This window comes from Mesorhizobium sp. 2RAF21 (genome assembly GCF_052115345.1).
Lineage (GTDB): Bacteria > Pseudomonadota > Alphaproteobacteria > Rhizobiales > Rhizobiaceae > Mesorhizobium > Mesorhizobium terrae.
On the sequence record NZ_JBFRGM010000017.1, the window covers coordinates 1 to 19,406 of the forward strand.

Annotated in this window: 20 protein-coding genes; 12 read left to right on the forward strand and 8 right to left on the reverse strand. The window is 66.2% G+C overall.

Features of this window, described 5'->3' with window-relative positions:
* Positions 1 to 164, forward strand: a 164-nt coding sequence (locus tag AB4136_RS24705) for a 2-oxo acid dehydrogenase subunit E2 (protein ID WP_441931668.1), incomplete at its 5' end; no start/stop codon positions are given.
* A gap of 231 nt (positions 165 to 395) precedes the next feature.
* Here AB4136_RS24705 and AB4136_RS24710 read toward each other — a convergent pair.
* Together AB4136_RS24710 and AB4136_RS24715 are read right to left on the reverse strand one after the other, a co-directional pair.
* Positions 396 to 1,070, reverse strand: a complete 675-nt coding sequence (locus AB4136_RS24710) for an HAD family hydrolase (RefSeq protein ID WP_024926431.1) — start codon at positions 1,068 to 1,070, stop codon at positions 396 to 398.
* A 72-nt stretch (positions 1,071 to 1,142) separates the two neighbouring features.
* The gene (locus AB4136_RS24715) at positions 1,143 to 1,784 is read right to left on the reverse strand and encodes a hypothetical protein (RefSeq protein WP_024926430.1); all 642 of its coding nucleotides are present in this window, start codon (positions 1,782 to 1,784) and stop codon (positions 1,143 to 1,145) included.
* 188 nt (positions 1,785 to 1,972) lie between these two features.
* Between AB4136_RS24715 and AB4136_RS24720 the strand changes: the two genes are divergently transcribed.
* The 5 genes from AB4136_RS24720 (at position 1,973) to ptsP (ending at position 6,834) form a co-directional block, all read left to right on the forward strand.
* Positions 1,973 to 2,410: a transcriptional regulator GutM gene (locus AB4136_RS24720; RefSeq protein WP_024926429.1), complete on the forward strand. Its 438-nt coding sequence runs from the start codon at positions 1,973 to 1,975 to the stop codon at positions 2,408 to 2,410.
* Between the two features lie 52 nt (positions 2,411 to 2,462).
* Positions 2,463 to 3,224, forward strand: a complete 762-nt coding sequence (gene srlA / locus AB4136_RS24725) for a PTS glucitol/sorbitol transporter subunit IIC (RefSeq protein ID WP_024926428.1) — start codon at positions 2,463 to 2,465, stop codon at positions 3,222 to 3,224.
* A 17-nt stretch (positions 3,225 to 3,241) separates the two neighbouring features.
* Positions 3,242 to 4,255, forward strand: a complete 1,014-nt coding sequence (gene srlE / locus AB4136_RS24730) for a PTS glucitol/sorbitol transporter subunit IIB (protein ID WP_024926427.1) — start codon at positions 3,242 to 3,244, stop codon at positions 4,253 to 4,255.
* Positions 4,256 to 4,280: 25 nt separating this feature from the next.
* A complete protein-coding gene (locus AB4136_RS24735; protein ID WP_024926426.1) occupies positions 4,281 to 4,661 on the forward strand; it encodes a PTS glucitol/sorbitol transporter subunit IIA in 381 nt (126 codons plus the stop codon).
* 193 nt (positions 4,662 to 4,854) lie between these two features.
* On the forward strand, positions 4,855 to 6,834 hold the full coding sequence (gene ptsP / locus AB4136_RS24740) for a phosphoenolpyruvate--protein phosphotransferase (RefSeq protein WP_024926425.1): 1,980 nt from the start codon (positions 4,855 to 4,857) through the stop codon (positions 6,832 to 6,834).
* A gap of 167 nt (positions 6,835 to 7,001) precedes the next feature.
* Here the strand turns inward: ptsP and AB4136_RS24745 are convergent, their stop codons facing one another.
* Entirely contained in the window at positions 7,002 to 7,799 is a 798-nt protein-coding gene (locus AB4136_RS24745) for a hypothetical protein (RefSeq protein ID WP_024926424.1), read from the reverse strand.
* A gap of 188 nt (positions 7,800 to 7,987) precedes the next feature.
* Between AB4136_RS24745 and AB4136_RS24750 the strand changes: the two genes are divergently transcribed.
* Positions 7,988 to 8,980 (forward strand): sugar-binding transcriptional regulator, encoded by a 993-nt coding sequence (locus tag AB4136_RS24750; RefSeq protein WP_051504904.1) that lies wholly within the window; start codon positions 7,988 to 7,990, stop codon positions 8,978 to 8,980.
* A gap of 33 nt (positions 8,981 to 9,013) precedes the next feature.
* On the opposite strand, the gene AB4136_RS24755 is transcribed toward AB4136_RS24750, so the two are convergent.
* Positions 9,014 to 9,982, reverse strand: a complete 969-nt coding sequence (locus AB4136_RS24755; RefSeq protein ID WP_036254693.1) for an AraC family transcriptional regulator — start codon at positions 9,980 to 9,982, stop codon at positions 9,014 to 9,016.
* A 74-nt stretch (positions 9,983 to 10,056) separates the two neighbouring features.
* Here AB4136_RS24755 and AB4136_RS24760 point away from each other — a divergent pair, with 74 nt between their 5' ends.
* The 3 genes from AB4136_RS24760 (at position 10,057) to AB4136_RS24770 (ending at position 13,705) form a co-directional block, all read left to right on the forward strand.
* Positions 10,057 to 11,277 (forward strand): MFS transporter, encoded by a 1,221-nt coding sequence (locus AB4136_RS24760; protein WP_024926422.1) that lies wholly within the window; start codon positions 10,057 to 10,059, stop codon positions 11,275 to 11,277.
* Between the two features lie 147 nt (positions 11,278 to 11,424).
* Positions 11,425 to 12,480 carry a sugar phosphate isomerase/epimerase family protein gene (locus tag AB4136_RS24765; protein ID WP_024926421.1) on the forward strand — a complete coding sequence of 352 codons (1,056 nt, stop codon included), beginning with the start codon at positions 11,425 to 11,427 and terminating at the stop codon, positions 12,478 to 12,480.
* Between the two features lie 37 nt (positions 12,481 to 12,517).
* Positions 12,518 to 13,705 (forward strand): Gfo/Idh/MocA family protein, encoded by a 1,188-nt coding sequence (locus AB4136_RS24770; protein WP_024926420.1) that lies wholly within the window; start codon positions 12,518 to 12,520, stop codon positions 13,703 to 13,705.
* Positions 13,706 to 13,714: 9 nt separating this feature from the next.
* Here AB4136_RS24770 and AB4136_RS24775 read toward each other — a convergent pair whose 3' ends face one another.
* From AB4136_RS24775 to AB4136_RS24790, 4 genes are all read right to left on the reverse strand, one after another.
* Positions 13,715 to 14,656 (reverse strand): TonB family protein, encoded by a 942-nt coding sequence (locus AB4136_RS24775; RefSeq protein ID WP_024926419.1) that lies wholly within the window; start codon positions 14,654 to 14,656, stop codon positions 13,715 to 13,717.
* Complete coding sequence (gene exbD / locus AB4136_RS24780; protein ID WP_024926418.1) at positions 14,653 to 15,111, reverse strand: TonB system transport protein ExbD; 459 nt, start codon at positions 15,109 to 15,111, stop codon at positions 14,653 to 14,655. The genes AB4136_RS24775 and exbD overlap by 4 nt, the downstream gene beginning before the upstream one ends.
* 10 nt (positions 15,112 to 15,121) lie before the next feature.
* A complete protein-coding gene (exbB, locus tag AB4136_RS24785) occupies positions 15,122 to 16,057 on the reverse strand; it encodes a tonB-system energizer ExbB (protein WP_024926417.1) in 936 nt (311 codons plus the stop codon).
* A 245-nt stretch (positions 16,058 to 16,302) separates the two neighbouring features.
* Positions 16,303 to 16,800, reverse strand: a complete 498-nt coding sequence (locus AB4136_RS24790; RefSeq protein ID WP_024926416.1) for an Lrp/AsnC family transcriptional regulator — start codon at positions 16,798 to 16,800, stop codon at positions 16,303 to 16,305.
* Between the two features lie 99 nt (positions 16,801 to 16,899).
* Between AB4136_RS24790 and AB4136_RS24795 the strand changes: the two genes are divergently transcribed.
* Both AB4136_RS24795 and AB4136_RS24800 read left to right on the forward strand, forming a co-directional pair.
* A complete protein-coding gene (locus AB4136_RS24795; RefSeq protein WP_137901134.1) occupies positions 16,900 to 18,111 on the forward strand; it encodes a diaminopropionate ammonia-lyase in 1,212 nt (403 codons plus the stop codon).
* Complete coding sequence (locus tag AB4136_RS24800) at positions 18,108 to 19,265, forward strand: M20 aminoacylase family protein (protein WP_137901133.1); 1,158 nt, start codon at positions 18,108 to 18,110, stop codon at positions 19,263 to 19,265. Before AB4136_RS24795 ends, AB4136_RS24800 begins: the two co-directional genes overlap by 4 nt.
* The last annotated feature ends 141 nt before the right edge of the window (positions 19,266 to 19,406 follow it).

Here is a 19,406-nt window from a genome sequence, read left to right on the forward strand (position 1 = left end):
CCGGCGAGGAGCGGGCGGTGGTCAAGGGCGGCGAAGTGAAGATCGCCACCGTGATGTCCGTTACCCTTTCGACCGACCACCGTGCCGTCGACGGTGCGCTGGGTGCCGAACTGCTCGGTGCCTTCAAGCGCATCATCGAAAACCCGATGACGTTGCTGGTTTAGGATTGGCGCGACTCTCCCTTCTCCCCTTGTGGGAGAAGGTGGCTCGGCGCGCAGCGCCGAGACGGATGAGGGGTGTTGGAAGAAACGAGGCGGTGCAAAATTCGCCTCGATACCATCCTAAATTCGGAGAGGTTGCACTCCATCCAGCACCCCTCATCCGACCTCACCTTCGGTTCGGCCACCGTCTCCCGCAAGGGGAGAAGGCAAGAGCGCTTATTCCTTCGCCTAACCCTAAAGCTTGAAACCCAGCCCGTTCAGCGTCTGCGCGATTTCAGTCCAGTTCGCGCAAGCGGCATGCGCGCCTTGCGCCTTCAGCTTCTCGCCATGGCCGGCAAAGGTGTGTCCGCCGCCGGTGTAGCCGATCGCGATCATGCCGGCAGCCACCGCGCCCTGCACGCCGAAGGGCGAATCCTCGATCACCACGCAGTTGGCCGGGGCCACGCCCATCTTCTCGGCGGCGTGGAGAAAAATGTCCGGCGCCGGCTTGCCGCGCTTGACCATGGAGGAGGAAAAGATCGCGTCGCCGAAATGCGGCGCCAGGCTGGTCACGTCGAGGCTGTGATGAATGCGTTCCAGCGACGAGGACGACGCCACGCAGCGCCCCGTCTTCAGTGTGCCGAGGAACGGCGCGATGCCGTCGGTCGGGTTGAGCTTTTCGCTGAACAGGTCGCGGGTCACCGTCCACAGGTCGATTTCCTGCTCCGGCTTAAGGTGATGGCCGGTCAGTTCCTTGATGCGGATGATGATGTCGGCCTGCTTCATGCCGACGCATTGGGCGATGATGCCGGGGCCGACGCCGCTCATGCCATGCTTTTCGTAGACGCGCTCATAGGCTTCCGCGGCCAGCGGCTCGCTGTCCACCAGAACGCCGTCGCAATCGAAGATGATCAACTGTTGTGCCGTCACGCCGTGCCTCTAAGCATCCGATGATTTCGGCACATCGCTATCGGCAATGAGACAAATGTTCAAGCTTTGCGTTCAGGCGCGACGACTGATTTCCGGCTTAGTTTTCGTGTCGAGCGCAGTGCGCATCGCCTGCCTCGACTGCGCGCTGTCGGGCATGATCCAGTTCGGCTCGGCGCCGAGGAAGCGGTCGAGGAAGGCCACCGCATAGGCCGGCATCTCGGTCACGTTCTCGCGATAGGACCACCAGGTGCGCAAATCGTCGGCGCACTGGTCGATGGTCGGGGCGTGCCCGAACTCCTGCTCGTGCACGGCCGCGATCGCCGACACGCAATAGTTGGTGTAGAGGAAACCTTCCGGCCAGAACCGCACGATCTCGGCCATGCCGGCGTCGACCGGCGGCAGGTCGGGCCGTTCGCCGGCGCCGACAACCTTGACCGGGTTCTGGCGGATCAGTTCGCGCAGCACCAGCCCGGCGGCGAAGATGATGAAGTCGGCGCGGTTCACCTCGGCGAAGCGCTTCTGCGCGTCCATGATCTCGATCCAGTCGAGAAAGGCCCTGGTCAGCCTGGTCTCGTCGATCTCGAAACGCAGGCCATAGGTCGCTTCCACCGAATGCGCGTTGGCGCGGAACGTCGCCCTGAACCAGCGCAAGCGCCGCAGCTGATGGCCGAGGTCCGGCATCAGCGCCAGTTCGTCTTTGAATCGCAGGTCCATGCACGTTCGTCCTTTGCCAAAGACAGTAGCACAGGCGCCGGCGTCTCCAAATGTCGTGGATCACCGGCCTTCATGCTTTCTCGAAAAATCATACATATTGACATTAAAGAAAACAAATGTTCTCTAACTTCATCCTGACGCCGGCGTAGAAAGTCGCGGGCTTCAGGGGCTTGGGAGGAGACGTCCTGATGGCAATCTGGCAGTGGGCCTTGCTTTCGCTCGCGCTCGTATGGGGGCTGCAGTCCCTCGGCGTATGGCTGCAGATGCGCCACTATTCGGATGTCTTCAAAGGCATCACCCAGAAATATGCCGACGGCTTCGTCGGCGCCGGCAACCATCGCGGCCGCTTCGCCAGGGGCACGATCGTTCTGGTGGTGGTGACGCCCGACCTGATCGTGCGCCGCCTGCTCGTCATGAGCGGCCGTTCGGTGTTCGCCAAGTTCAAGCGACATGAAGAATATGAGGGCGTTGCCCTCGACCGTATCCGGTCCAATCCCGCGATCAAGGGAGAGGGGGAGCCCGGTGTGGCCGAGGCCGTGAAGCGGGCGATCGAACAGATCGACCGGGCACGGTCGGAGCCGGGAAGGAAGCCGGGTCTCGCCGGCTTGAAGACAGTCAGCGCATAGAGCGAACACCACCGCCGTTGGGGACAGACGGCAGGCGGTCCAAGGAGGAGATATGTCTGTAATTTCATTGTTGGCGCAGCACGCCGACATGGCCGTCCAGCACCTGCATGTCGCGGGTGCTGTGGTCCAGGACGCGGCCTTGCACGGCAAGCTCGCGGTTACCCATGCCAGCGACAATCTCGTCGTTCTGGCGCAGGCCGACGCCGGCCCGATCACGGTCGAGCAGTTCAAGGAAAAGCTCAACGAAGTCGCCAAGGAGGAGCAGCTCGGCTGGCTCACCGCCATCGGCAAGTACTTCATCGGCATCTTCCAGAAGGGCGGCGAGGTCTTCGCCGGCTTCGTCACCGGCATCATCCCGACGCTGGTCGTGCTGATGACTGCCTTTTACGCCGTCACCGAGCTGGTCGGCGAAGAGCGTGTGCACGGGCTTGCCCGCGGCGCCGGTCGCATCGCGCTCACCCGCTACACGGTGCTGCCGCTGCTCGCCGTCTTCTTCCTCACCAACCCGATGGCCTATACGTTCGGCTCCTTCCTCGAAGAGAAGCACAAGCCCGCCTTCTATGACGCGGCCGTGTCTTACGTGCACCCGCCGCTCGGCCTCTTCCCGCACATCAATCCGGGCGAATATTTCGTCTGGGGTGGCGTGCTGGTCGCCCTGCTCGAGCTTGAGAAGAAGGGCGCCGTCGTTGCCGGCTACCACATCAAGGTGGCCATCTGGTACGCCATCGTCGGCCTCGTCGTCATCCTGCTCAAGGGCATGCTGACCGAGCGCATCACCGCCATCATGGCACGCCGCCAGGGCGTCGAGCTGTAAGCGGCGGGGAGGACATCATGGCAAAGACCTACAAGGCCGTAAAAATCTCCAGGGGCTCCGGAGGCTGGGGCGGCCCGCTCGTCATCGAGCCGACCGCGCAGCGCAACAAGGTCGTCTCCGTCACCGGCGGCGGCATCCACCCGATCGCCCAGCAGATCGCCGAGATGACCGGCGCCGAAGCCGTCGACGGCTTCAAGGCGCCGCCGATCGAAAGCGAAATGGCTGTCGTCGTCGTCGATTGCGGCGGCACCGCGCGCTGCGGCGTCTATCCGCGCAAGCGCATTCCGACCGTCAATCTGACGCCGGTCGGCCAGTCCGGGCCGCTCGCCCAGTTCATCCAGGAAGACATCTATGTTTCGGGCGTCAAGCCGGCCAACATCGTCATGGCCGACGGCTCCGAGGCGGTAACCACTGCAGGGGGAGCAGCGGCCATGAATTCGAGCAACAGCAATTCGCCTTCGGCGGCCGCCCGGTCCACCGAGATCGAAAACGGCGGCGGTCTTGTCGGGCTGATCTCTTCGATCGGCCGCGTCATGGGCCGTGTCGTCGGCATCTTCTTCAATGCCGGCCGCCGTACCATCGACCAGGTGGTGCGCAACGTCCTGCCGTTCATGGCCTTCGTCACCATGTTGATCGGCCTGATCCTCTATACCGGGATCGGCGACGTTCTGGCGCAACCGATGGGTCCGCTGGCCAACAACATCGTCGGCCTGCTGATCATCTCGGCCATCTGCGGCCTGCCGTTCCTGTCGCCCATCCTGGGGCCAGGCGCGGTCATCGCCCAGGTCATCGGCGTCGCCATCATCGGCCCGCAGATCGCCAATGGCACGATCTCGCCCGCAATGGCGCTGCCGGCGCTGTTTGCCTATAACACCCAGGTCGGCTGCGACTTCGTTCCGGTCGGTCTGGCGCTCGGCGAGGCCAAGCCCAAGACGATCGAGATCGGCGTGCCGGCGGTCCTCATCAGCCGCCAGATCATGGGTCCCGTTTCCGTGCTGCTTGCATGGGTAGTCAGTCTGCTGGTCCTGTAACGAAAAGAAGGAGTTTCGCCGCATCATGACGGTTCTGTTGGAAACGCGGGTAACCGCAGTTGGACCCGAAGTGGCGGATCTCGCCGAGGGCGGCGTGGTCATCCTGTTTGCGGATGGCTCGCCGCCGGAGCTCGCCGAGGTTTCGGTGATGCATAAGGCCGTACAGGGCCCCAGCGACGGCGCGCCGCAGGTCGGCGCGTCGATCGCCATCGGCGCGGTGTCGGCAACGATCACCGCGGTTGGCTCCACCGCGTGGAGCAAGGTGCGCGAAATCGGCCATGTCGTCATCTCGTTCAACGGTGCGACACATGCCGAACGGCCGGGCGAAATCTGCGCCAGTGCCGTCGATGCCGGCGCGCTCGTCCAGGCCCTGAAGCAGGATGCGCTGATCACCATCGCCGCCTGATACGCCTGGCGTCGCGGCCTGCGCAGGGCTCGCGGCGCTTTTTCTTTTGCTGCGCGCCCATTCCGGGTCGGAGCAATTCCAGGAAAAGTGTGTAGCGGTTTTCCGTCCGGAATTGCGTCAAGACAAGAAGAAGGCGCGTTTCACCGTTTCGGTGAAACGCTCCGGGTCCGGAATATCTGATAGGATTGCCCGTATGGAACGCTCGACCATCGTCAGAGTGCATGAAGGTTTGCACGCCCGCCCCGCCACCCGCTTCGTCAGGCTCGCCAAGAGCTTCGAATCGGAAGTCGAGATCGTGAAGGCGGGCAAGGCGGTCAGCGCCAAGAGCTCGGTCAAGCTGATGCTTCTGGGCGTCAAGGAGAACCAGGAAGTCACCGTGCGCGCCAACGGCGCCGATGCGGTCGAAGCCGTCGAGGCGCTGATCGGCTATCTGGAAAACCCGCGCGCCGGACTTGACGAGGACGATGCCACCAGTGAGCACAAGGAGATGAATGGCGAGGCCGCGAAGCCGGTCGTTGCCACCACCCCGATGCAAGTGGCCGCGCCCGCTGGCGGCCTGCGCGGCGTTGCCGCCAGCGAGGGCGTCGCGGTCGGCCAGGCCTTCGCACATTTCCCACCCGAAATCCGCCCGCAGGCGCGCACACTGTCACCTGAGGAAGCCGAAGCCGAGATCGTGCGTTTCGGCCATGCCGTCAAAGTTGTGCAGGCGCGCATGGACAAGGCATTGGCCAGCGAAGGGCTTGCCGGTGGCGATCGTGGCATTGTCGCCGCGTTGCGTGACCTTGCCGCCGACGACACCTTGATTGGCGACGCCGAGGCGATGATCCGCAGCGGCTCCGATGCCGTCGCCGCCGTCATTGCCACCGCCGCCAAACTCGCCGCCGAATTCGGTTCGGTCGACGATCCTTATCTCAACGCCCGCGCCGACGACGTGCAGGCGGTCGGCCGCCAGATTTGTCTGGCCCTGCTCGGCCAGGACGATGTCAGCCTTGAGGACATTCCGCAGGGCGCCATCCTGATCGCCGACGACATCGGCGCCTGGGACCTGTCGCGCGCGCCGCTGAAACGCATCGGCGGCATCGTCTGCGGCCACGGCGGCGCCACGTCCCACATCGCCATCATCGCTCGTTCGCACGGCATTCCGGCGGTGCTCGGGCTTGGCGCCCGCGTCTCGGAGTTGCGGACGGCGAAGGAAATCGCCCTCGACGGCAATGGCGGCACGGTGGTCGCCGATCCGGCCGATGCGGTGAAGGCCGAGCATCTCAGCCGCATCGAGGAGGCGGCGAAGGAACGCCACGCGCTCGACGTGTTCAAGGACGTGACGCCGAAGCGCGCCGACGGCACCGTCATCGAGGTGGCCGCCAATATCGGCTCGCTGGAAGAGATCGAGGCCGCGCTAGCCGCGGGTGCAATGGGCGTCGGCCTGTTCCGCACCGAGCTCCTGTTCATGCGCCATATGCACCTGCCGTCCGAGGACATGCAGGCCGAAACCTATGCTGCGCTGGCGCGGGCTTTCGCACCGCACCCCGTCATCGTGCGCACGCTGGATATCGGCGGCGACAAGCCGGTCGCCGGCATCGAATTCCCCGAGGAGGAGAACCCCTTCCTCGGCTGGCGCGGCATCCGCATGTGCCTCGACCGCCCGGATATCTTCAAGCCGCAGCTGAGAGCCCTGCTGCGCGCCGCCGTGCACGGCAACGTCAAGGTGATGCTGCCGATGGTGTCGGATATCGCCGAGGTGCGGCGGGCGCGGGCGCTGATCGATGAATGCGCGGCCGAGCTTGCGCGCGACGGCGTGCCGTTCGCCCGTTTCCAGCTCGGCGTGATGATCGAGACGCCGGCGGCGGTGCTGATCGCGCCGGCACTCGCCAGGGAGGTCTCGTTCTTCTCCATCGGCACCAACGACCTTACCCAATATGTCATGGCCGCAGACCGCCTGAACCCGACGGTGGGCGCCCTCAACGATGTCGCCAATCCGGCGGTGATGGTGGCGATCGCGATGACGGCGAAGGCCGGCGTCGAGGCCGGCATCATGGTCGGCATGTGCGGCGAGGCCGCCGCCCGGCCGGACCTGATCCCGGAATTCCTGCGCATGGGCCTGACCGAACTGTCGATGAGCCCGGCCTCGATCTCGCGCGCCAAGAAGCGCATCGTCGAGCTGGGCAAAGCGTAAGAGCCTTCGTCGCGCTGCGTTGAAGCTGCTTCTCTCTCCCTGTTTACGGGGAGAGATGTCCGGCAGGACAGTGAGGGGCAGAGCCAGCTTTTGCTCGCTTCGAGCCGCCCCTCATCCGGCCCTTCGGGCCACCTTCTCCCCGTGAACGGGGAGAAGGGAGAGAGCGCCTACGGCAGATGCGCCAGCAGCGTCGCGAACACCGTCGTCAGCTCGTCCAGCGGATCGTTGCCGTTGCAGGCCGCCAGGATGCGGTCGAGCCGGGCATCGGTGGCGAGCAGCGCGATCTCCAGTAGGTCGGGCTCGGGCTTGGCGCCGGTGTCGACGCTGGAAAGCCCGACCGCCAGCGCTACCGGCGCCAGGCAGGAGATGACAAAGCTGCGCCCCGGGCCGACCGCCGCCGTCGGCGCCTCGCTCTGCCGCAACGGGTCGTGGTTCAGGAATTCGATCAGCAGCGCCGCGCTCAACGCGGCGACCAGCGCCACGCGACCGGCCCAGTCGTCCTCGCGGGCGAGCCTCGAAAAAAGCTCGGCGTGCTGCCTTGCCATGGCGGTGTGGACGGCGGCGAAATTCGCCTCGCGCAGCCGGGCGCCGTCGGCCTTCTTTTCGGCAAGCACCGCCTTGGCCAGGGCGTACATGTCGCGCCGGAAAGCACGTTCGCCGGCAAGCGCTGCCTCGCCGGTCGCGAAATAGGTGCCGATCGGCTTTGGCGCCAGCCCGCTCATGCGGCCGCTGCGCTCGCCCGGCACGAAGGTCTCGGCGATCGACATCATGTCGTCGAAGGCGCTGGCGGCATGGCCGAGCAGCCCTTCGATCTCGCGGATGGGGAAGGGCTGGCGCGCGCTGTCCTCGCCCGGCCGGCCGGGCTGGGCCGGGCTGTCGTGCCGGTGCCTGCGGATGACGCGGCGCACGTCGCGCAGCCGGTCCTTCAGGTTGACACGGACCTCTTCGGAGATTTCACGCAGCATCGTGTGCTCTGCCCCTTATGCTGAAGCCGGTATAGGCGGCATGGTCGTATGAGCCAATTGTTTATATCGTGCAGGACCGGTCAAAAGGCGATAGTGGCCGTATGGCGAATCGCTGAACGGTTCGGCGGCAGCGCATTCGGGGAGGGATTGCATTGGCTAGGAAGCCGCAGCGGCAGGCAGCGTCGGGAATGGCGGCTGGCGGGGCAGCCGAAAACGGAGCAGTGGCGGCCGAAAGCAAGGCCGACCGCCTGCGCATCCGCGCCGCCTGGATGTATTTCATCGAGCAGATGACCCAGAACGAGATCGCCGATGTGCTCGGCGTCGGCCGTGTCACCGTCGTGCGCATGCTGGCCGAGGCGCGCGCCCGCAACGAGGTCAAGATCGCCATCGAGAGCGACTTGTCCGAGATCGTGCGGCTGGAACGGTCGCTGGAAAAGGTCTTCGGCCTCGAACAGGCGCTGGTGGCGCCGTTGTCCAGCCCCGACGCAGACCCCATCCCCGGCATCGCCGCCAAGACGGGTGCCTATCTGTCGGAGGCCATGCGCTCCGGCATGCGCGTCGGCGTCGGTTGGGGCCGCACGCTGTTTTCGACGCTGCCCTTCATCGGCGCCAAGTCGCTCAGCGACTTCAAGGTCATCTCGCTGCTTGGCGGCGTCGGCGTGGCCCGCCGCTACAATCCGGCCGAGTTCGCCTGGCGTTTTGCCCAGGTCTTCCAGGGCGACGGTTATCTGATCCCGGCGCCGGCGGTGGTCGACAGCGTCGAAACCAAGGTCGCGCTGGTGGAGCGCTGCGGCCTGCAGGAAATCTTCGAGATGGCCGACGCGCTGGACGCTGTGCTGTTGTCCATCGGCGGCATCGCCTCGGCCACCACCTTCTATCGCGGCGGCTTCCTCAAGGAGGCGGACCGCGAGGCGCTGGTGGCGCGGGGCGCCGTCGGCGATCTTCTGTTCCACTTCTTCAACCGCAATGGCGACCTCGTCGACGATCCCGTCAACGACCGGGTGATGTCGGTCGAGGTCGACCGCTTGCGCCGGGCGCCGCTGCGCATCCTCACCTCCGGCGGGCAGGAGAAGATCGAGGCGCTGCTCGGCGCCATGCATCTCGTCCAGCCGACGGTGCTGATCACCGACGAGGAAAGCGCGCGCCGCATGCTGGAGATGAAGGTGGCCGGCACACGCTGATCCGAGCAGCGTTTGGACCTCGCTCAGTCCGGTTCAGGCTGCCTCGTCGCCGCGGTAATGGCTGGGCGGCGCGCCGATCACCCGCTTGAAGGCGCGGCTGAAGGCGGCTTCCGATTCATAACCCAGTCGGTTCGCCACCACGGCGATCTTGAGGCGGTCGTGCACCAGCCATTGCCTGGCCTGGTGCATGCGAACCTGCGTCACATATTTGGCCGGCGTCTCGCCGACGATCGTCGCGAAACGTTCGGCGAAACCGGAGCGCGAGGCGCCCATCGTGCGCGCCAGCGTTTCCACGCTCCAGTCGCGGTTCGGTTCCAGGTGGATCGCCGCCAGCACCTTGCCGATCTCGCGGTCGCGCACCGCCGCGATCCAGCCCTTGGAATCGCCGCAGCCGCGTTCCACCCATGACCGGATGATCGAGGCCGCCAGTACATCGGCCAGCCGCGCCACGATGCCGCCGGAGCCGACGCGTTCCATCTTCACCTCGCGCGCCATCGCTTCCAGAAGATGCGGGATGGAGGGCTCGTAGGCTTCGAGTTCATGCGTGCGCATGGCGTCGGGCATCATGCCGAGCAACGGGTGCAGGCTGTCGAGGTTGAAATACATCGTGCCGCAGAACAACAGCGTGCCCGGCGTGCAGCCTTCATTCTTCATGCCATAGACGTTCTTGCAGATTTCGGTGACCTGGTAGCCCTGCAGCGGTGCCGTCGGCACGTCGGGCGCGCTCGCCAGCGCATGCGGCGCGCCGCGCGGCACCAGCACCGCGTCGCCGGCCTTCATCTCGACCCATTCGCCCGACGGCATCCGCATCCAGCACGCCTTCTGGCCGATGAAATAGAAGCGGGCGGCGCTCTGTTTCGGAAATTCCAGCCCCCACGGCTCCTTCATCTCGCAGCGCCCGTACTGGACGCCGTCGAGCCTCAGGCCGCGCAGGATGTCGGTTAGCGCATCGCCGGTCAGGGAAGAGGCGGCGAGGGGAGTTTTGGACGAACGGTCAAGCATAATGGGGTTTCTAGCATGGAAACTCCAGGCGGTCATCTCCATTTTTTGCACTGCAACCAAATCGGAGACTGACTATGACCGACCCCGCGACAGCGGCGCTGGACGCGCCCGTGCTGTCTTCAGCACTGCCCGAGGAACGAACCGCACCGGCCTGGGGAGCCGTCGTCTCGCTGGCGCTCGGCGTCTTCGGCCTGGTGACCGCCGAATTCCTGCCGGCCAGCCTGCTCACGCCGATGGCGCATGATCTTGGCGTCAGCGAGGGTGCCGCCGGCCAGGCGGTGACCGCCACCGCCATCGTCGGCGCCATCGCCGCACCCTCCATGGCGATCATGACCCATAGGCTCGACCGCAAGGTCCTGATGTGGGTATTGACGCTCCTGCTCATCGTTTCAAGCCTCATCGCCGCTTTCGCCTCGTCGCTCACCATGCTTCTGGGCGCGCGCGTCGTGCTCGGCATCGCGCTGGGCGGTTTCTGGGCGATGTCGGGTGCCATGACCATGCGTCTGGTGCCCGCCTACCTGTTGCCGCGCGCCATGTCGATCGTGCTTGCCGGCGTGTCGGTCGCCACCGTCTGCGCCGCGCCCATCGGCGCCTATGTCGGCGACATCTGGGGCTGGCGCAGCGCCTTCCTGATCGCCGCCATCGTCGGCGCCGTCACGCTGCTCGTTCAGGTGGCCACCATTCCCAGCCTGCCGCCGGCCGGTGTCGCCGGACTGCGCACGCTGCTGGACGTGGCCAAGCGCCCCGCCATCCGCGTCGGCCTGCTCTTCATCCTGCTCATCGCGTCGGGGCATTTCGCCGGCTTCACCTATGTCCGCGCCTTCCTCGAAAAGGTGCCGGTGTTCGATGTCGAAAACGTCTCGCTGGTGCTGCTGGCTTTCGGCATAGGCGGCTTCTTCGGCAATCTTGCCGGTGGCTTCCTGGTCGAACGCAGTCTGAAGCTCGCCGCCGGCCTGGCGCCGCTCTTGATCGCCATCTCCTCGCTGCTCTTGCTCGTCTATGGCGCTTCGCCGGCCATGTCGGCCATCGCCGTCACCACCTGGGGCTTCGCCTTCGGCGCGATCCCGGTGGCGGTGCAGACCTGGATGGTGCGTGCAGCGCCCGATCATGCCGAAAGCGCCGGCGGCCTGATGGTTGCCGCCTTCCAGGTGGCGATCGCCATGGGCGCCATCTTCGGCGGCCTGCTCGTCGACAATGCCGGCGTCGCCAGTGCCTTCGGCTATGCCGGTCTCGCCACGCTGTTGGCGGCGGTCACCGCCTTCCTGCTCGGGCCGAAGAAGGGCACCTTCGCCTGAACCTGAAATCGGCGGCGCGGGCACCTGTCCGCGCCGCTTCGGCGTTGCCCTGCCCAGGCGGCGCAAAATCGCGTCATCCTTTGGCCCCGGGCTGGCCCCGCCCGAAATCGAGGTTATGCTGCGGCGCTGAATCAGGGAGAGTGCCGAATGCCGACGACCATGAAGGGGCCAGCGATTTTCCTGGCCCAGTTCGCGGGCGATGCCGCGCCGTTCAATTCATTGGGCCCGATCGCCAAATGGGCCGCCGGCCTCGGTTACAAGGGCATCCAGATCCCGACTTGGGACGCGCGCCTGTTCGATCTCGCCAGGGCTGCTTCCTCCAAGGCCTATTGCGACGAGGTCAAGGGCATGTGCGCCGACGCCGGCGTCGAGATCACCGAACTCTCCACCCATCTGCAGGGGCAGCTCGTCGCCGCGCACCCGGCCTATGACAGCCAGTTCGACGGTTTCGCTCCGGCCGCCCTGCACGGCAAGCCGAAGGCGCGGCAGGAATGGGCGGTCGAGCAGATGCGGCTTGCCGCCGCCGCCTCGAAGAGCCTTGGCCTGAAAGCCTCCGTCTCCTTCACCGGCGCTCTGGCTTTCCCCTATTTTTATCCCTGGCCGCAGCGTCCGGCCGGGCTGATCGAGGAAGCCTTCGCCGAGCTTGGCCGGCGCTGGAAGCCGATCCTCGACGTCTATGACCAGAATGGCGTCGATCTCTGCTATGAGCTCCATCCCGGCGAGGATGTTTTCGACGGCGCCACCTTCGAGTTGTTCCTCGAAGCGGTCGGCGGCCACAAGCGCTGCAACATCAATTACGATCCCTCGCATTTCCTGTTGCAGCAGCTCGACTATCTCGCCTTCATCGACATCTATCACGAGCGCATCAAGGCCTTCCACGTCAAGGACGCCGAGTTCAACCCTACCGGCCGCCAGGGCGTCTATTCCGGCTATCAGGGCTGGCTGAACCGGGCCGGGCGCTTCCGTTCGCTGGGCGACGGCCAGGTCGACTTCGGCGGCATCTTCTCCAGGCTGGCGCAATATGGCTACGACAGCTGGCCGGTGCTGGAATGGGAGTGCTGCCTGAAACATCCCGAGGATGGCGCCGCCGAAGGCGCTCCCTTCATCCAGCATCACATCATCCGCGTCACCGAAAAGGCTTTCGACGATTTCGCCGGCGGCGGCACCGACAAGGCGCAATTGCGCAAGATGATGGGTTTCTGAGCCTAGAGGCGGCGCGCAACGATCAGGGAGGACAAAAATGGTCAGCGGCACGAAGATTGAATCGGGGGCCGGCCCCATCCGCTACGGCATGGTCGGCGGCGGGCAGGGCGCCTTCATCGGCGCGGTGCACCGCATCGCCGCCCGCATGGATGGCGATTTCCAGCTCGTCGCCGGCGCGCTGTCGTCCAGCCCCGAGCGTGCCCGCGTCTCCGCCGCCGAACTCGGCCTCGATCCAGAGCGCAGCTATGGTTCCTATCTCGAAATGGCCAAGGCCGAGGCGAAGCGTGCGGACGGGATCGAGGCCGTTGCCATCGTCACGCCCAACAATGTGCACTTCCCGGCCGCCAAGGCCTTCCTGGAAACCGGCATCCACGTCATCTGCGACAAGCCTTTGACGGCAACCCTGGCCGAGGCCAGGAAGCTGGAGGCGCTGGTCGAGAAGACCGGCAAGGTCTTCGTGCTCACCCACAACTACACCGGCTATCCGATGGTGCGGCAGGCGCGCGAGATGGTGGCCAGGGGCCAGCTCGGCGACATCCGCCTCGTCCAGGCCGAATACCCGCAGGACTGGCTGACCGAGGACCTTGCCGCCACCGGCCAGAAACAGGCGTCGTGGCGCGCTGACCCGAAGCAGTCCGGCGCCGGCGGCGCATTGGGCGACATCGGCACCCATGCCTATAACCTCGCCCGTTTCGTCTCCGGCCTGGAGCTGGACACGCTGTCCGCCGACATCGATGCCTTCGTGCCCGGCCGCCTGCTCGACGACAACGCCCATGTGCTGTTGCGTTTCAAGGCGAAGGGCAAGGAACACCCCGCCAAGGGCATGATCTGGGCAAGCCAGGTGGCGCCGGGCCATGAGAACGGGCTGCGGCTCAGGGTCTACGGCTCGAAGGGCGGTCTCGAATGGGTGCAGGCCGATCCGAACTATCTCTGGTACACGCCTTTCGGCCAGCCCAAGCAATTGCTGACGCGTGGCGGGGTCGGTTCGCTGCCGGCTGCCGGCCGTGTCACCCGCGTGCCGTCCGGCCATCCCGAAGGCTATCTCGAAGGCTTTGCCAACATCTATCAGGAAGCCGCCAGGGCCATCCGCGCCGCCCGCAGGAAGGGTGGCAAGCCGGGCAAGGACGTGGTGTTCCCGACCGTGCAGGACGGCGTCGAGGGCTTGGCTTTCATCGAAGCCTGCGTGCGCTCGGCCAAGAAGAACGGCGCCTGGACGAAGCTATAGGCGCTGCCCCTAACGCCGGCGCATCTCGATCGGTATGTCCAGATTGATGGCCGCGCTGGCGATCGAAGCCGGCGGCGCGGGAACGGGTGAGGCGCGGCGCACCAGCGCCACCGCCGCCTCGTCGACCGCCGCGTCGCCGGAGCCTCTGGCAAGCGAGGCCGATATCACCGTTCCGCTGGAATTGACGGCGAAGCGCACATAGGCGACGCCGCCGCGCCTGATGCCGGACGGCATCCTCAGATAGCGCCGGATATGGGCGACCACCTGCGCATTCCATTGTCTCGGCGATATCGCGCCGCCGCCGTTTTGCGCCGCTCCCTTGCGCTCTGTGGCGCCGTTCTGGGCGGATTTCTGCGCGGCGGCACTGTTGGCCGCCACCTTCTTTTGCGGCTTTTCAACCTTCTGCGGCGTCTCGGCCTTGGCCTGTTTCACCGGTTCGGGTTTCTTTTCGACCGGCTTTTTCTTCTCTACCGGCTTGGCCACCGGTTTCGGCTTTTCCGCCACCGGGCGCGGTTCCGGAATGGCCATCGCCACCTCGGGCAAGGGCTGCTCGACCAGGTCCGGCACGACCTCCTGCGCCGCCTGGTTTTCGGCCACCCGTTCCATCGGTTCCGGCGTCGCCTCGACGGTCTCTTTGGTCGGTTCGGCCGCCTCCGGCTCGATGGGCTTTATCTGTTCCGTGACCTGTTCAGGCGTCTCCGAAGCGGTGGAATCGACGAGATCGGCGGCGTCGAGCGGCACGGCCTCCGGCGCCACGGCCATCGGCGGCAGGTCGATCATGATGGCGTTCTCCGCCGGCGGCGCCGAAAGCTCGATGGGTGCCTGCCGGCCCAGATACCAGCCGCCGGCAGCGTGCAGCGATACCACGACGAGCGCGGCGCCCGACCACAGCGTCAGCTCGCGGCGGCTGATGCCGCCAAGCACGCCGCCAGGCAGGGCCAGGGCCGTCATTGGGCTGCGCCCGGCAAAGCGGGTGCGCCTGCCGGCACCGTCTCCAGCCCGACCAGTGCCACCTTCAGATAACCGGCGCCGCGCATCAGGTTCATCACTTCCATCAACTCGCCATAGACGACGCCTCGGTCGGCGCGCAGGAAGATGCGCCGCTGCTTGTCGCCCTTGGCGATGACATCCAGCTGCTGTTGGAAAGCCGACCGCGCCACCGCCTCCTGGCCGATCGCCAGGCTGAGATCGTCCTTCAGCGTGACATAGAGCGGTTCCTCCGGCCGTGGCGCCGGCGTCGCCGTCGAGGCCGGCAGGTCGACATTGATGTCCACCGTCGCCAGCGGCGCCGCCACCATGAAGATGATGAGCAGCACCAGCATGACGTCGATGAACGGCGTCACGTTGATCTCGTGGTTCTCCTGGAGATCGTCGTCGTCGAACGATTGTTTGATGCCGCCGGCCATCCTGTCGGTCCTAGGCCGCGGTTGCCGGGGCGTGGTGCCCGTTGGCCGATTTGGAGACGGGCAGGCGCTCGATAAGCGCATGCGGCGCGGTGCGGTCGAGATCGCGGCTCACCAGCTGCTGCACGCCGGCCGCCGCATCCGCCAGCCCCTGGCGATAGCCGGTGATCGAGCGCGCGAAGACATTGTAGATAACCACGGCCGGGATCGCCGCCACCAGGCCCACCGCCGTTGCAAGCAGCGCTTCGGCGATGCCGGGTGCGACGACGGCTAGGTTGGTGGTCTGCGCTTCCGAAATGCCGATGAAGGCGTTCATGATGCCCCACACCGTGCCGAACAGGCCGACGAAGGGCGCGGTGGAACCGATCGTTGCGAGCACGCCGGTGCCGCGGCTGAGCCGCCTGCCGGCCTGCGCCTGGATGCGCATCAGCCGGGATTCGACGCGTTCCTTGATGCCGGCCTTGATGTCGGCGACATCGCCGTTCCCGTCATCCTGCCGCGACAGTTCCAGTTCTTCGACGGCGGCCCGCACCAGCACGCCGCCGATGCCGGCATTCTTGCCGAGCACTTGCGCGGCGTCTTCCAGTCGGCGCGCGCCCGTTATTACGCGCAAGGCTTTGCCGAGCCGCGCCTTGGCGCCGGCGACCTCCAGCGATTTGGCCAGCCACACCGTCCACGTCACCAGCGAGGCGAAGGCGAGGCCGATCATCACCGCCTTCACCACCCAGTCGGCCGCCATGAACATGCCCCAGGGCGACAGATTGTGCGGCAGCGTCGCCTTGGCGACCGGCGCGGGGGCGACGGTTTTTGCCACGGGTGCAGTGGCCTGGACGGGAGCCATGGCCGGAGCGGTATTTTTGACGGGAGCGGTCGCGGGCGCCGCCTGCTGCGCTAGCGCCGGGCCGACGATCACCGCCACGAAACCGGCCAGGGCAACGATACGGGCCATCCGGCCGAAGGGGGGCTTCCGGCCGGTCCGGCTCGCAGCATTGGGGCGCATGGCATCTCGCAAGGTCTCGTCTCCCGATTGTGGAACCGGGAGAGCTGGCGGCCAAAGGCCGTCCGTTCGACATCCCGGCTCATACGAGCGAGAGCGGCCTATCATTGTTGACTGCGATTATCAAGAAATAGCGGCTTCACATTTCGCGCCTTTTCCCGGCGAAATGGGTGAACCGCGCGGCCGGGGGAAATTGTTTAAGCCGGCACCGCCGTCGTCAGCGGCACGCCAAGCCCCACCTTGACCCTGTCCATGGCCACGAAAGTGCGGAATTTCTTGACGTTGTTGTTGGCGAAGAACAGGCGCCGCGTCAGCGCCTCGTAATCGGCCATGGTGGCCACGGTTATGACGAGGATGAAATCCGCCTCGCCGGTCACGTAGTAGCACTGCTGCACCTCGGGTGCAGCGGAGAACTCCCGCTTCGCAGCGTCGAGCAGCGCCGCCGTCTCGCTGACCACTTCCACCTCCACGAAGATGGTGATGGCCTGGCCGACCTTGGTGGGGTCGACGATGGCGACATTGGCCTGGATCACGCCGGTTTCCTCCAGCCGCTTGATACGGCGCTGCACGGCGGGCGCCGAAAGGTTGACCGCTTCGCCGATCAACCGCTGCGGCGTGGCATTGTCCTTCTGCAATATGGCGAGGATCGCCAGGTCGAAACTGTCGAGATCGATCTGGGGTAAAGGCTTGGCCATGTCTCGCCTCACGAAAAAAACTTGCGCGCTAACCGCCGGAATACAGCGCAATTTGCGCCGTTGATGCAATACGGTTTCAGCCAACCTGCCGGAGGTGCCATGTTTCTGCTGAACACCCATCCCGACCACAATGCACCGCTAATGCCGGCCGATGCCGATTGCCTCGGCCCCGCCGGCGTCGCACAGGTCGAGCGTTTCCTGGCCTTTCGCGACAATGCCGCCGCGACGCCGATGCCGGCGCTGCCGTCGCTGGCGAAGGCGCTGGGCGTCGGCACCATCCACGTCAAGGACGAGGGCCAGCGCCTCGGCCTCGGCTCCTTCAAGGCGCTCGGCGGCTCCTATGCGGTGATGCGGCTTGTGCTGGAAGAAGCCGCGCGGCACCTCGATTGCGAGGTCGGCTTCGCCGATCTTTCCCGCCCGAGCGTGCGTGCTGTTGCTTCCAGGATGACCTTCGCCTGCGCCACCGACGGCAACCATGGCCGCTCTGTCGCGCAGGGCGCCCAGCTGGTCGGCGCAAAATCCGTCATCTTCGTCCATGGCGGCGTCAGCGACGAACGTGTCGCCGCCATAGCTCGTTTCGGTGCCGAAATGGTCCGTTTCGAAGGCAGCTATGACGAGTCCGTCGCGGAAGCCGCGCGCGTTGCCGAACGCGAGGGCTGGACGATCGTTTCGGACACGTCGTGGCCGACCTACGAGCGTATCCCCGGCCTCGTCATGCAGGGTTACACGGCGATTGCGCACGAGGCCTTGCGCCAGATCGACCGGCCGCCCACCCATGTCTTCGTGCAGGCCGGCGTTGGCGGCATCGCCGCCGCGCTCGCCGCGCATTTCGCGCTCACTCTGGGCGCCGACCGTCCCACCTTCATCGTCGTCGAGCCTTCCCGCGCCGCCTGCCTCCTGGCCACGGCGCGCGCCGGCCGCCTGGCCAAGGTGGCGCATGACGAGCCGACGGTGATGGCGATGCTCGAATGCTACGAGCCGTCCATGATCGCCTGGCGGGTGCTGGCGCGCGCCGCCGACGCCTTCATGGCGGTCGAGGAAGAAGATGCCGTCGCCGCCATGAACCGGCTGGCGCGGCCGCTGGGCGGCGATCCGGCGATCGTCTCCGGCGAAAGCGGCTGTGTCGGCCTCGCCGGCCTGGTCCGCGCGCTCGCCGACCCGGCCCACAAGCGCGCGCTCGGGCTCGACGCATCCTCCCGCATCCTCCTGGTCAACACCGAGGGCGCCACCGATCCCGGCCTCTACGAAAAGCTGGTCGGCATCAGCCCGACCGAGGTCGCCCGCCGCAATATGGAGGTTACGTCCGCATGACCGACCTGAGCACCCTGGAACGCGACATGACGGCATGGCGGCGCCACCTGCACGCCCATCCCGAATTCGGCTTCGAGGAGAAGCGCACCGCCGCCTTCGTCGCCGCCAGGCTACGCGAATTCGGGCTCGACGATGTCACCGAGAGCGTCGGCGGCACCGGCGTCGTCGGCACGTTGAAACGCGGCACCAGCAACCGCGCCATCGCCCTGCGCGCCGACATGGATGCCTTGCGCATTACCGAGCAGGGCGCGGCCGACTACCGCTCCCGGACCGCCGGCACCATGCATGCCTGCGGCCATGACGGCCACACCGCCATGCTGCTCGGCGCCGCCCGGCGGCTGGCCGAGGAGGGCGGTTTCGACGGCACCGTGCGTTTCATCTTCCAGCCGGCCGAGGAATGGGGCAAGGGCGCGCTCGCCATGCTCGACGACGGCCTGATGCAGCGCTTTCCGTTCGACGAGATCTACGGCCTGCACAATATGCCGGGCCTGCCCGTCGGCCATTTCGAAACCCGTGTCGGCGCCTTCATGTCGGCGGAGGACAATTTCGAGATCGTGCTGAACGGCGTCGGCGGCCATGCCGCCCGGCCGCATTGGGGCAATGAGGTGCTGGTCGCCGCCTGCGCGCTGGTCACCAATCTGCAGACCATCGTCGCCCGCCGCCTGAGCCCGACCGACATCGGCGTCGTTTCGGTAACGGAACTGATCACCGACGGCACCCGCAACGCGCTGCCGGGTCTCGCCCGCATCCTCGGCGATGCCCGCAGCTTCCGCCCGGAAGTCTCGGCCGAGATCGAGCGCCAGATGCGCGTCATAGCCGAAGGCACCGCGCGGGCCTACAATGTCGATGCCGAGGTCACCTACTCGCGCGAATTCGTGCCGCTGGTCAACGACGCGGCGCTGGTCAAGGAGGCCTTCGCCGCCGCCGCGACCATCTACCGGCCGGAAGCGATCGCCACGGCCAGCGAACCGATGACCGGCTCGGAGGATTTCGCCCGTTTCCTCGACCATGTTCCGGGCTGCTTTGTCTTTCTCGGCAATGGCGAACAGTCGGCGCCGCTGCACAACCCGACCTATGATTTCAACGACGCCGGTCTCATCCCCGGCACCGGCTTCCACGTCGCCATCGTCAGGCGGCGCCTGGCGGAAAGGTGACGCGGCTGGTTCCCTTCTCCCCTTGTGGGAGAAGGTGGCTCGGCGCGCAGCGCCGAGACGGATGAGGGGTGTTGGACGGAGCGTTGCTTTCCAGGATGGAGTGGTGTCGTTGAACCGAGGCGCTTGTTCTCACACGCCTCG